The organism is Pseudomonas sp. CFBP 5748 (assembly GCF_053850495.1).
This window is the reverse complement of sequence record NZ_JBSPTN010000006.1, coordinates 455,620-467,619: the sequence shown is the minus strand read 5'-3', so window position 1 is coordinate 467,619 and position 12,000 is coordinate 455,620. Positions and strand designations below refer to the sequence as shown.

Genomic DNA, 12,000 nt, shown 5'->3' with positions numbered 1-12,000 from the left:
GGTGGGTGATGACGGGATCGAACCGCCGACATTCTGCTTGTAAGGCAGACGCTCTCCCAGCTGAGCTAATCACCCTTCGCTTTCGGTGTGGCGCGCATTCTACGGAGCACTCCCAAAGCTGGCAAGCACTTTTTAAATTAATTTTTTCAGGCCTTCCAAAGGCTTAGCGAAGGGTTGGCCTATGGCGCTGCGAAGAGAATAATGCCCCCCTTTGTATAAAGGAGAGACTCACCCCATGTGGTTCAAAAACCTGCTTATCTATCGCCTGACCCAAGATCTGCCTTTTGATGCCGAGGCGTTGGAAACTGCACTGGCCAGCAAACTGGCGCGTCCATGTGCAAGCCAGGAGTTGACCACTTACGGTTTCGTCGCGCCGTTTGGCAAAGGCGAAGACGCCCCCCTGGTGCATATCAGCCAGGACTTCCTGCTGATCGCCGCGCGCAAGGAGGAACGCATATTGCCTGGCAGCGTCGTACGCGATGCCCTGAAGGAAAAGGTCGAAGAGATCGAAGCCGAGCAAATGCGCAAGGTCTATAAAAAGGAACGAGACCAGCTCAAGGATGAAATCATCCAGGCGTTCCTGCCGCGTGCGTTCATTCGTCGCTCGTCCACCTTCGCCGCCATCGCGCCGAAACAGGGCCTGATTCTGGTGAACTCCGCCAGCCCGAAACGCGCCGAAGACCTGCTGTCGACCCTGCGCGAAGTCATCGGCTCGCTGCCAGTGCGCCCACTGACAGTCAAAATGGCCCCGAGCGCCACCATGACCGACTGGGTCAAGACCCAGAAAGCCGCGGACGACTTCTTCGTGCTGGACGAATGCGAACTGCGCGACACCCACGAAGACGGCGGCATCGTGCGCTGCAAGCGCCAGGACCTGACCAGCGACGAAATCCAGCTGCACCTGAACACCGGCAAGGTGGTGACGCAATTGTCGCTGGCCTGGCAGGACAAGCTGTCCTTCGTGCTCGACGACAAAATGGTGGTCAAGCGCCTGAAGTTCGAAGACTTGTTGCAGGACCAGGCGGAACAGGACGGTGGCGACGAAGCCCTCGGCCAACTGGACGCCAGCTTCACCCTGATGATGCTGACGTTCGGCGAGTTCCTGCCGGCGCTGGTTGAGGCGTTGGGCGGGGAAGAGATTCCGCAGGGGATCTAAAGGCCAGATTGGTTACCCTTGTGGAAGATTCCACAGGGGATCTAAAAGCCAAATGGTTACCCTTGTGGGAGCGGGCTTGCTCGCGAAGGCGGTGGGACAGTCACAGAAATGTTGACTGACACGCCGCCTTCGCGAGCAAGCCCGCTCCCACATTGGTTTTTGTGGTGTTATTAAAAATAAGGATCAGGTCATGCGCGCATTGGCTGCATTGAGTCGCTTTGTCGGCAACACCTTCGCTTACTGGGTACTGATTTTCGCGGTGCTGGCCTTCTTACAGCCGCAGTGGTTCGTCGGCCTGAAAGTCGCCATCGTGCCCTTGCTGGGGCTGGTGATGTTCGGCATGGGCCTGGCGCTCAAGGTGGAAGACTTCGCCGAAGTGGCCCGTCATCCGGGCCGCGTCGCCCTGGGAGTGGTTGCTCAATTCGTGATCATGCCCGGTACGGCGTGGCTGCTGTGCCAAGTGTTCAGCCTGCTACCGGAGATCGCCGTCGGCGTGATCCTGGTGGGTTGCTGCCCGAGCGGTACATCCTCCAATGTCATGGCCTGGCTGGCGCGCGGTGACCTGGCCCTGGCCGTGGCGATTTCCGCCATCACCACCCTGCTCGCCCCTCTGCTGACCCCCGCGCTGATCTGGCTGCTGGCCTCGGCCTGGTTACCGGTGTCGTTCTCGGCGCTGTTCTGGTCGATCCTGCAAATCGTCCTGTTGCCGATCGCATTGGGCATCATTGCCCAACGCCTGTTGGGTGCCCGGGTTCGTCATGCCGTAGAAGTCCTGCCGCTGATATCCGTGGTGAGCATCGTAATCATCGTCGCGGCGGTGGTAGCGGCCAGTCAGGCGAAAATCGCCGAATCCGGCCTGCTGATCATGGCCATCGTGATGCTGCACAACAGCTTCGGTTACCTGCTGGGGTATTTCACCGGGCGCCTGTTCGGGTTGCCACTGGCCCAGCGCAAGACCCTGTCGCTGGAAGTGGGCATGCAGAATTCCGGCCTGGGCGCCGCGTTGGCCAGCGCGCATTTCTCGCCACTGGCGGCAGTGCCCAGCGCGCTGTTCAGCGTCTGGCACAACATTTCCGGGGCATTGCTCTCGACCTATTTCCGGCGCATGAGCGAAAAACAGGACCGTGAACTGCTCGCCCGACAAACAGCGGACTGACAGGCAGACTTGATCGAGCGGTCAATAATTGGCACTCTATCGCCCAGCGCGGGGACGACCCCGCCACTCGATCAAGCTCTATCCGGGGACGACCCCATCCATCGATGGAGGTGTGTGATGTCCTGGATCATTCTGTTTTTTGCCGGCCTGTTCGAAGTCGGCTGGGCGGTCGGCCTGAAGTACACTGACGGCTTCAGCCGCCCGCTCCCCACTGCACTGACCATTGCCGCCATGGCGATCAGCCTAGGCCTGCTCGGCCTGGCGATGAAGGAATTGCCCTTGGGCACGGCCTATGCGATCTGGACCGGGGTCGGTGCCGTGGGCACGGTGATCGCTGGGATCATTTTGTTTGGGGAATCGATGGCGTTGGTTCGGTTGGCCAGCGTGGCGTTGATCGTTGCCGGGTTGATCGGGCTCAAGGTCAGCGTCTGAATGCTCCTGCAGGAGCAAAGTCTGTGGGAGCAAGGCTTGCCCGCGATAGCGATCGCAAGGACGCATCGCGAGCAAGCGTTGCTCCCACAGGTTTTAATCCCACAAGCCTTTTGCTCCCACCGTTTTTCGTTCTAGCGGACAGTCCCGCGCAACTCTCCCACCAACGCCTGCAACTGCGAAGGCGTTGCCGTCTCGACCGCTATCGCCGACCCCGCCACCAGCGTCACCCGCGACCAAAACCGGCGAAACAGGCCCTTGGCCGGGTCACGACTGAAGAAACTGCCCCACAAGCCTTGCAATGCCAAGGGAATCACCGGCACAGGGGTCTCCTGGAGGATGCGCGTCAATCCACTCTTAAACTCATTGATCTCACCGTCAGCCGTCAGTTTTCCTTCAGGGAAGATGCACACCAACTCACCGTCCTTCAGGTATTGGGCGATTCGCGTGAAGGCCTTTTCGTAGATGTGAATATCTTCCTGACGCCCGGCAATCGGAATCGTCCCGGCTGTGCGGAAGATGAAATTCAACACCGGCAGGTTGTAGATCTTGTAGTACATCACGAAGCGAATCGGCCGACGCACCGCACCGCCAATCAGCAAGGCATCGACGAAGGACACGTGATTGCAGACCAACAGCGCCGCCCCCTCATCGGGAATCGCGTCGAGGTTGCGATGCTCCACGCGGTACATGGAATGGCTGAGCAGCCAGATCATGAAACGCATGCTGAACTCGGGGACGATCTTGAAGATGTAGGCGTTGACGCCGATGTTCAGCAGCGACACCACCAGGAACAGCTGCGGGATCGTCAGTTTGGCCAGGCTCAGCAAGACGATGGAGACAATCGCCGAGACCACCATGAACAACGCGTTGAGAATGTTGTTGGCGGCGATCACCCGCGCCCGTTCGTTCTCGACGGTGCGCGACTGGATCAGCGCGTACAGCGGCACGATGTAGAAACCGCCGAAAATGCCAAGGCCGAGGATGTCGATCAGTACCAGCCAGGCGTGGCCGAAGCCGAGCACTTGGAGCCAACTGTGCCCCTCGACGCTGTCGGGAATCCCACCGGAATGCCACCACAACAGCAACCCGAATACGGTCAGGCCGAAGGAGCCGAACGGCACCAGGCCGATCTCGACTTTACGCCCGGAGAGCCGTTCGCAGAGCATCGAACCCAAGGCGATGCCCACCGAAAACACGGTCAGGATCAAGGTCACCACGGTTTCGTCGCCGTGCATCCATTCCTTGGCATAGGCCGGGATCTGCGTCAGATAAATCGCCCCGACGAACCAGAACCAGGAGTTGCCGACAATGGAACGCGACACTGCCGGGGTCTGTCCCAAGCCCAGTTTCAGAGTGGCCCAGGATTGGCTGAAGATGTTCCAGTTCAGGCGCATTTGCGGCGAGGCGGCGGCCGCCCGCGGAATGCTGCGGCTGGCCAGGTAACCAAGCACGGCCACGCCGATAATCGCGGTCGAGACGACGGGGGCGTAATGCGCCGAGGACATCATGATCCCGGCGCCGATGGTGCCGGCGAGGATCGCCAGGAACGTGCCCATCTCCACCAGCCCATTGCCGCCGACCAGTTCATCCTCGCGCAACGCTTGCGGCAGGATCGAATATTTCACCGGGCCGAACAGCGCCGAATGGGTGCCCATGGCGAACAGCGCCACCAGCATCAACCATAGATGATCGAACAGAAAACCCACCGCGCCGACCACCATGATGGCGATTTCGCCGAGCTTGATCAGACGAATCAACGCGTCCTTGGCGAATTTTTCCCCGAACTGCCCCGCCAGCGCCGAGAACAGAAAGAATGGCAGGATAAACAGCAACGCACAGAGGTTGACCCAGATCGAGCGGTCACCGTCGATGGTCAACTTGTAGAGGATGGCGAGAATCAGCGACTGCTTGAAAATGTTGTCGTTGAACGCGCCCAGGGACTGCGTGATGAAGAACGGCAGGAAGCGCCGCGTGCGAAGCAAGGTGAACTGCGAAGGGTGACTCATCTTCCATGTTCCTGAGTGGCGTGGACGCTTATTGGAATGAAGCTTTTCGATCCAGGCCACACATTACCTGTCTTTAGCGATTATTTCGCCAGCCCCGCAATACACGGTGACACGAACAACTCACCGTGCCAGGCCCCGAGAACGGTACGCCGAGCCACGATCAGCCACATCACCACCAGCATCGCCACCAACCCGCAACCGAACACGCTGAAAAAACCCAGGTTCAGCAGGTCCGCCAGCTTCAACGTGGTCAGCGCATACACCCCCAAGGGGAAGGTAAAGCCCCACCAGCCGAGGTTGAACGGGATACCGGCGCGCAGATAGCGTGCGGTGATCAGCATTGCCATCAACATCCACCAGAACCCCAGGCCCCATAGCGTGATGCCGGCCACCAGGCCCAAGCCGGCGGCGATGTCGCCGACGCCAGGCAAACCATTGGCAGTAAAGATCATGGGGGCATCGCTTCCCAGCAGCAACATGCCCAAGGCACCGGTGCCGATCGGGCCGAGGGCCAGCCAGCTCGAGGCGGCCATGTTTTCGTGGGGCAGTTTGTGCAGGGCCATGCGCAACAGCAAAATCGTCAGAATGCTGAACGCCACCGGTAGGGAAAAGGCCCAGAGTACGTAGCTGGTTACCAGCATGACCAGTTGCGCATGTGCGTCGGCCAGATGCGGTGCCAACAGCCCGCCGCTGGCGGCAGCGACTTCGGCGGCCACCACCGGCAACAGCCACACGGCGGTCATCTGGTCGATGCGGTGTTCCTGGCGAGTGAACATCAGGAACGGAATCAGCACGCCGCAGGCCAGAGACATGACCACGTCGATCCACCATAACGCCTCCGCCAACGGCAGCACACCGTCGCCCCAGCGCGGCAGGCCAAACACCAGAAAGCCATTGATGATCGTCGCCAGCCCCATGGGAATCGTGCCGAAAAACATCGAAACCGTTGAATGGCCGAAAATCCGCCGCGCCTCGTCGAAGAACAACACCCACCGTGCGCTGTACAACCCGGTGAACAACACGAACAGCACGATGTTGAACAACCACAACCCTTCGCCCAGGAGGCGCAGGCCCGGAACATTCCCAGGCCATTGCGCCAAGGCCAGCGCCAGGACACCGGTGCCCATGACCACGGCAAACCAGTTAGGCGTGAATTGGCGAATGGCTTCCAGTGGCCTGGGCAAATGACTCAAGGGACGAAAGCGGGTCTTGGCGGTGCAGCATGTCATGGCGAACTCCTGTCCTCGGATGAGGTGGAGCCATGCTAGATCCGGATCGAATATCTATATAACGGGTAATTTCTCTATATGTAATCGGTTTTACAGATAACCATTAAACACTGCCTTCGGTTTCGATCACTAGAATTCGGGCTTCTCCCAACGGCTTGGCCACATGCTCGGTGCCCACCGAGGCGTAGAAAATATCCCCCGTCTGCAGCAACGTATCTTTTTCCACGCCCTGCTCCCGATAGCACATCTGCACCTGCCCATCGAGCACCACGAAAACTTCCTGACCGTCATTGATGTGCCATTTGTACGGCTGATCAGTCCAGTGCAGGCGCGTGGTGATGCCGTTCATGTTGGCAATATCCAGCGCCGCCCAGGCACGCTCGCCAGTGAAGGATTTGCTGCGAATAATTTTCAAGGAAATCGTCCGGCAAAAATGATGAGACGCCAAGACTAACCCACTGCCAGCGGCGCCTGCACTCCTGGTTTCAAGGCCGAACACCCTCGCCCGCCGGTTTTACCGACTGACGCACCAGCCCCAGTAGCGCAGCGGCCGATAACACAATTAACACTGCACCATAGCCATCGGTGGTCGGGATCAACCCGAACACCCGCGTCAGGTTCCCGGCCAGCAGCGATGGCAGGCTGAACGCCAGGTAGCTGAGGACATAAAACGCCGACATCAAGCCGGCCCGCTCGTGGGGCAAGGCCAGCGGCATGATGCTGCGCAAGGCGCCCAGGAACCCTGCGCCGAAACCGCTGCCGGTGACCAGCGTACCGGCGAAGAACAACGGCAAGCTGGCGCCGTGTACCGCGACCAGCAGCAGCGCCAGGCCGATCACCAACAGGCTCGCGGACAGGCGCAGCATTTTGTCGGCTTCCTGGTTGCGTAGCGTATAGATGGACAACGCGCCGGTGAGTGTCAACACCGCCACCAACGCCCCACCGATCAGGTTGGACGTCGATCCGGTCGCTGCCCGTACCAGGGAAGGCGCCAGTGACAGATAGAAGCCGCCCACCGCCCAGGCCGCCAGGTTCAGCGGCAGTACCAACCACAAGGCCCGTCGCGCCTGGAGCGGCACATGCAAGGTCGGACGCAGGGACTGCCAGGCCCCGGGTTGCGGGCTGACGCTTTCAGCCAGGCGCCAGAGATAAAGGGCCTGGGCCAGGAACAGCCCGAGCAGAATCCAATACGTCAGTTGCAACGGCCGCGGCGCGAACTCAGCCAGCAGGCCACAGCCCAGCGCCCCGCACGCCATGCCCAACAAGGGCGCGACGCTGGTAATCAGCGGGCCTTGCCGACGGTCGAAGTCCAACAACGCAGCGCCCAGCACACTGGTCGCCATGCCTGTGGCGAAGCCCTGGATCAACCGGGCACCGATCAGCCAGGCGACACTGTCAGCGTTGATGAACAGCAGCATCGCCAGCATATTGAGCAACAGCGCCACGAAGATCACCGGTTTGCGGCCCAGGTAGTCCGACAGCGAACCCACGATCAGCAGGGCAGCCAACAGACTGAAGGCGTACACACCGAATATCAGCGTCAGGATCGCTGGGGAAAACTGCAATTGCTCCTGGTAGAGGTGATACAACGGCGTCGGCGCACTGGACGCGGCGAGAAAACCGAGCAAGGTAATCGCCAGGAATATCAGGCTGGCACCGGTTGAAGCTGGACGGGACATGGGCACGCTCCACAAAAGCCTTCGGCAAAAGCTAATTTTTAGCTTTTGCCGAGTGTGCTACTGGTATGCGCTTAAAGCAAATTCTTTGTGTTAAGGTCCGATGCATGGCTATTAAAGAAGGTTTACGCCCCGGCGGCAGAAGCGCCCGGGTCCAAGAATCGATTCATTCGGCGGTCCGCGAGCTGCTGCAAGAGCAGGATCGCGCCAGCCTGACCGTGCCGCAAATTGCTGCGCGCGCAGGCGTAACGCCGTCCACCATCTACCGGCGCTGGGGCGATCTGCCGGCGCTGCTGGCCGACGTCGCCATCGCCCGCATGCGCCCCGACAGCGAACCGGCCAACACCGGCAGCCTGCGCGGCGACCTGCGCGCCTGGGCCGAGCAATACCTGGACGAAATGAGCTCCGAGCCCGGTCGTAACATGATGCGCGACATCCAGGCCTGCGCCACGCCGGGGTATTGCGTGGGGATCATCAGCAGCCAGTTGCAGATCATCCTGGATCGCTACCCCGATGCGCCGAACCCGGGCGTCGATCGGCTGATCAATGTAGTGGTGGCGCCGACGGTGTTTCGCATCCTCTTCGCTACCGCGCCGTTGGCGGTCGAGGAGTTGTATCGGTTGGTGGATGTGGCGTTGGGTCAGTAACGCCGCCATCGCGAGCAAGCTCGCGATGAGGTCCGCCAGGCCCCCCATAACCCAATGCTGATCGCAACCCGCGACACCCCGCCACGCCTCGACCTTGGTCGACACTGACGAACCCGAGCGGGCATGCGAGACTGTCCTGCCGGGCTCAAGTCCCGGTGTCTTTGTCCGGGAGTTTCCATGTCGTTGTCCAGCGGGCTGATCGCCGTTGTCGCCCTGGCCTATATGGCCATCATGTTCGCCATCGCCTTCTACGGCGACCGGCGCAGCACGCCGCTGCCGCCGCGAGTGCGCGCGTGGGTCTACAGCCTGTCGCTGGCGGTGTACTGCACCAGTTGGACGTTCTTTGGCGCCGTGGGCCAGGCTGCCGAACAGCTCTGGTCCTTCCTGCCGATCTACCTCGGGCCGATCCTGCTGCTGGTGCTGGCGCCGTGGGTCCTGCAGAAGATGGTGATGATCAGCAAACAGGAGAACATCACCTCCATCGCCGACTTCATCGCCGCCCGCTACGGCAAGTCCCAATCCCTGGCGGTGGTGGTCGCATTGATCTGCCTGGTGGGCGTGCTGCCGTACATCGCCTTGCAACTCAAGGGCATCGTGCTCGGGGTGAACCTGTTGATCGGCGCCGGCGCCGACGCCATGGGCACCCGCGCCCAGGATACCGCGCTGATCGTCTCGCTGATCCTGGCGCTGTTCACCATCCTGTTCGGCACGCGCAACCTCGACGCCACGGAACACCACCGCGGCATGGTGCTGGCGATTGCCTTTGAGTCAGTGGTCAAGCTGCTCGCCTTCCTCGCCGTTGGCGCATTCGTGACCTACGGGCTTTACGACGGTTTCGACGACCTGTTCAACCAGGCGATGCTTGCACCGCGCCTGGAGCAATACTGGAAAGAAACCATCAATTGGCCGTCCATGGTGGTGCAGACCGGGGTGGCGATGATGGCGATCATTTGCTTGCCGCGACAGTTCCACGTGACCGTAGTGGAGAACATCGAGCCCCAGGACCTGCGCCTGGCCAAGTGGGTGTTCCCCGCCTACCTGGCCTTGGCAGCGTTGTTCGTGGTGCCCATCGCCCTCGCCGGGCAAATGATGCTGCCCAGCTCGGTGCTGCCAGATTCGTTCGTCATCAGCCTGCCGCTGGCCCAGGCCCACCCGGCCCTGGCGGTACTGGCGTTCATTGGCGGCGCCTCGGCGGCCACCGGCATGGTGATCGTCGCGAGCGTGGCGCTGTCCACCATGGTCTCCAACGACATGCTGTTGCCCTGGCTGTTGCGCCGCAACAACGCCGAGCGGCCCTTCGAAGTGTTCCGCCAGTGGATGCTCTCGGTCCGCCGGGTGAGCATCGTGGTGATCCTGCTGCTGGCCTACGTCAGCTACCGGCTGCTGGGGTCGACGGCGAGCCTGGCGACCATCGGCCAGATCGCCTTCGCCGCCGTGACCCAACTGGCCCCCGCCATGCTCGGCGCGCTGTACTGGAAACAGGCTAACCGTCGTGGTGTGTTCGCCGGCCTCGCCACCGGGATTTTCCTGTGGTTCTACACCCTGGTGTTGCCGATCGCCGCCCACAGCCTCGGCTGGTCGCTGAACAGCTTCCCAGGGCTGGCCTGGTTGCACGGCAATCCTTTGAACCTGCCGATTACCCCGCTGACCCAAGGCGTCGTGCTGTCCCTGACTGGCAACTTCACCCTGTTTGCCTGGATTTCCGTACTGTCGCGCACCCGCGTGTCGGAACACTGGCAGGCCGGACGTTTCATCGGCCAGGAAATCAGCGCCCGCCCCAACCCCCGCTCGATGCTGGCGGTACACATTGAAGACCTGTTGCAACTGGCCGCGCGCTTCGTCGGCGAAGAGCGCGCGCGCCAGAGTTTCATCCGCTTTGCCTACCGCCAGGGCAAAGGCTTCAACCCAAGCCAGAATGCCGACAGCGAGTGGATCGCCCACACCGAACGCCTGCTGGCCGGTGTGCTGGGGGCCTCATCGACACGGGCAGTGGTAAAGGCTGCGATTGAAGGTCGGGAGATGCAACTCGAAGACGTCGTGCGCATCGCCGACGAAGCCTCCGAAGTGCTGCAGTTCAACCGCGCCCTGCTGCAAGGCGCCATCGAGAACATCACCCAAGGCATCAGCGTGGTCGACCAGTCCCTGCGGCTGGTGGCGTGGAACCGTCGCTACCTGGAGCTGTTCAAGTACCCGGACGGCTTGATCAGCGTCGGTCGGCCGATTGCCGACATCATCCGCTACAACGCCGAACGCGGCCTCTGCGGCCCGGGCGAGGCGGAAGTCCACGTCGCCCGACGCCTGCACTGGATGCGCCAGGGCCGCGCCCATACCTCGGAACGACTGTTCCCCAATGGCCGGGTGATCGAGCTGATCGGTAACCCGATGCCCGGCGGCGGTTTTGTCATGAGTTTCACCGACATCACTGCGTTCCGCGAAGCCGAAAAGGCCTTGACCGACGCCAACGAAGGCCTGGAGCAACGGGTCGCCGAGCGCACCCGGGAATTGTCACAACTGAACCTGGCGCTGACCGCGGCGAAAAGCACCGCCGAGGCGGCCTATCAATCCAAGACCCGTTTCCTGGCGGCCGTCAGCCATGACTTGATGCAACCACTCAACGCCGCGCGCCTGTTCTCCGCCGCCCTGTCCCACCAGCACGAAGGTTTGCCCAGTGAAGCCCGGCAACTGGTGCATCACCTGGACAGCTCGCTGCGCTCGGCCGAAGACCTGATCACCGACCTGCTGGACATTTCCCGCCTGGAAAACGGCAAGATCAACCCGGAGCGCAAGCCATTCGCTCTCAACGAACTGTTCGACACCTTGGGTGCGGAGTTCACGGCGCTGGCCCAGGAACAGGGATTGAAGTTCCGCGTGCGCGGCTCGCGACTGCGCGTGGACAGCGACATCAAGCTGCTGCGACGGGTTTTGCAGAACTTCCTGACCAATGCCTTTCGCTACGCCAAAGGCCCGGTGCTGCTGGGGGTACGTCGGCGCAACGGCGAGTTGTGCCTGGAAGTTTGGGACCGCGGACCGGGCATTGCCGAAGACAAACTGCAGGTGATTTTCGAAGAATTCAAACGCCTGGACAGCCACCAGACCCGCGCCGAAAAAGGCCTGGGCCTGGGCCTGGCAATCGCCGACGGGCTGTGCCGCGTGCTCGGCCATACCCTGCGCGTGCGTTCCTGGCCGGGGCGCGGCAGCGTATTCAGCGTCAGCGTACCGCTGGCCAGCACACAAGCCGTCCTGCCGAGTTCGGTGGCCGAGCCCAACGGCCATTTACCCAGCGGCGCCCAGGTGCTGTGTGTCGATAACGAAGACAGCATTCTGATCGGCATGAACAGCCTGCTGAGCCGTTGGGGTTGCCAGGTGTGGACGGCGCGTAACCGTGAAGAATGCGAGCGCTGGCTCGCCCAGGGCTGCCGGCCCCAACTGGCCCTGGTGGACTTTCATCTGGATAACGGCGAAACCGGCACCGAGCTGATGGCCTGGTTGCGCACCCGCATGGGCCTGCCGATCCCCGGCGTGGTCATCAGCGCCGATGGCCGGCCCGAAATGGTCGCCCAGGTGCATGCGGCGGGCCTGGATTACCTGGCCAAGCCGGTGAAACCGGCAGCGCTGAGGGCGTTGTTGAGTCGGCATTTGCCGTTGTAACAAACAAGCTGTGATTGTGCCACCTGTGGCGAGGGAGCCCTGTGGGAGCA

9 protein-coding genes and 1 tRNA gene are annotated in these 12,000 nt (G+C 61.6%); 5 read left to right on the top strand and 5 right to left on the bottom strand.

Annotated features, from left to right (window positions below):
- Window positions 1–2: 2 nt before the first annotated feature.
- Window positions 3–75 (bottom strand) — tRNA-Val (locus tag ACWNZ1_RS17120).
- Window positions 76–235: 160 nt separating this feature from the next.
- Here ACWNZ1_RS17120 and rdgC point away from each other — a divergent pair.
- The 3 genes from rdgC (at window position 236) to sugE (ending at window position 2,744) form a co-directional block, all read left to right on the top strand.
- A complete protein-coding gene (rdgC, locus tag ACWNZ1_RS17115) occupies window positions 236–1,156 on the top strand; it encodes a recombination-associated protein RdgC (RefSeq protein ID WP_135846711.1) in 921 nt (306 codons plus the stop codon).
- Window positions 1,157–1,346: 190 nt separating this feature from the next.
- A complete protein-coding gene (locus ACWNZ1_RS17110; RefSeq protein ID WP_456027759.1) occupies window positions 1,347–2,312 on the top strand; it encodes a bile acid:sodium symporter family protein in 966 nt (321 codons plus the stop codon).
- Window positions 2,313–2,429: 117 nt separating this feature from the next.
- Window positions 2,430–2,744: a quaternary ammonium compound efflux SMR transporter SugE gene (gene sugE, locus ACWNZ1_RS17105; protein WP_256453589.1), complete on the top strand. Its 315-nt coding sequence runs from the start codon at window positions 2,430–2,432 to the stop codon at window positions 2,742–2,744.
- A 131-nt stretch (window positions 2,745–2,875) separates the two neighbouring features.
- Here sugE and ACWNZ1_RS17100 read toward each other — a convergent pair whose 3' ends face one another.
- The 4 genes from ACWNZ1_RS17100 to ACWNZ1_RS17085 form a co-directional block, all read right to left on the bottom strand.
- Window positions 2,876–4,750, bottom strand: a complete 1,875-nt coding sequence (locus tag ACWNZ1_RS17100) for an MFS transporter (protein ID WP_135846713.1) — start codon at window positions 4,748–4,750, stop codon at window positions 2,876–2,878.
- An 80-nt stretch (window positions 4,751–4,830) separates the two neighbouring features.
- A complete protein-coding gene (locus tag ACWNZ1_RS17095) occupies window positions 4,831–5,979 on the bottom strand; it encodes a TDT family transporter (RefSeq protein WP_135846714.1) in 1,149 nt (382 codons plus the stop codon).
- Window positions 5,980–6,082: 103 nt separating this feature from the next.
- Window positions 6,083–6,394, bottom strand: coding sequence for a cupin domain-containing protein (locus ACWNZ1_RS17090; RefSeq protein ID WP_178084275.1), 312 nt, complete (start codon window positions 6,392–6,394; stop codon window positions 6,083–6,085).
- Between the two features lie 70 nt (window positions 6,395–6,464).
- Window positions 6,465–7,658 (bottom strand): MFS transporter, encoded by a 1,194-nt coding sequence (locus tag ACWNZ1_RS17085; protein WP_456027758.1) that lies wholly within the window; start codon window positions 7,656–7,658, stop codon window positions 6,465–6,467.
- A gap of 104 nt (window positions 7,659–7,762) precedes the next feature.
- Here ACWNZ1_RS17085 and ACWNZ1_RS17080 point away from each other — a divergent pair, with 104 nt between their 5' ends.
- Together ACWNZ1_RS17080 and ACWNZ1_RS17075 are read left to right on the top strand one after the other, a co-directional pair.
- On the top strand, window positions 7,763–8,302 hold the full coding sequence (locus ACWNZ1_RS17080) for a TetR/AcrR family transcriptional regulator (protein ID WP_135846716.1): 540 nt from the start codon (window positions 7,763–7,765) through the stop codon (window positions 8,300–8,302).
- A 177-nt stretch (window positions 8,303–8,479) separates the two neighbouring features.
- Window positions 8,480–11,950, top strand: a complete 3,471-nt coding sequence (locus ACWNZ1_RS17075) for a hybrid sensor histidine kinase/response regulator (protein ID WP_256453591.1) — start codon at window positions 8,480–8,482, stop codon at window positions 11,948–11,950.
- Window positions 11,951–12,000 lie beyond the last annotated feature (50 nt).